Origin of the sequence: Belnapia arida, assembly GCF_016773205.1 — a bacterium.
GTDB classification, from domain to species: Bacteria; Pseudomonadota; Alphaproteobacteria; order Acetobacterales; family Acetobacteraceae; genus Belnapia; species Belnapia arida.
This window is the reverse complement of record NZ_JAETWB010000164.1, coordinates 1-718: the sequence shown is the minus strand read 5'-3', so window position 1 is coordinate 718 and position 718 is coordinate 1. Positions and strand designations below refer to the sequence as shown.

General features: G+C 67.4%; 1 protein-coding gene. It reads left to right on the top strand.

The genetic code is table 11. From position 1 onward, the window contains the following. Positions 1-122: 122 nt before the first annotated feature. Positions 123-718: IS256 family transposase (locus tag JMJ56_RS33200; RefSeq protein WP_202836133.1), on the top strand; the 596-nt coding region annotated here is incomplete at its 3' end.

Genomic DNA, 718 nt, shown 5'->3' with positions numbered 1-718 from the left:
GTAACGTCCACGGAGGTGTTGGAAAATCCGGCCTTGGCCGGAGTGTAGGGTTGGGGTGGCCATCGGACCTGGCGGCTAGGGTGGAGTTGCGACGCTCTCACCACTGACCGGCCGAGGACCCGATGACCGAGGAGAGACTGCCACTGGCTGACCTGCTGGCGAAAGCAGGGGATGGCGACTTTCTGCGCAGTGTCGCCGAGGCGGTGCTGCAGATGCTGATGGAGGCCGATGTGGAGGGTCTGATCGGCGCTGGGCGGCACGAGCGCACCGGCGAGCGGCTGACTTACCGAAATGGCTTCCGGGATCGCACGCTGGACACCCGGCTGGGGTCGCTGCAGCTGCGGATCCCCAAGCTCCGGCAGGGCAGCTACTACCCGCCCTTCCTGGAGCCCCGGAAGACCTCGGAGAAGGCTCTGGTGGCGGTGATCCAGGAAGCATGGATCGGCGGGGTCTCGACCCGGCGGGTGGATGACCTGGTGCAGGCGATGGGGCTGTCCGGCATCTCCAAGTCCACCGTCTCGAAGCTCTGCAAGGACATCGACGAGCGGGTCGGCGCCTTTCTGGATCGGCCGCTATCCGGCGAGTGGCCCTACCTCTGGCTGGACGCGACCTACCTGCGCCAGCGCGAGGGCGGCCGGATTGTCTCCGTCGCGGCGATAATCGCCGTGGCCTGCGACGCCGAAGGGCACCGCGAGATCGTCGGCCTGTACATCGGCCC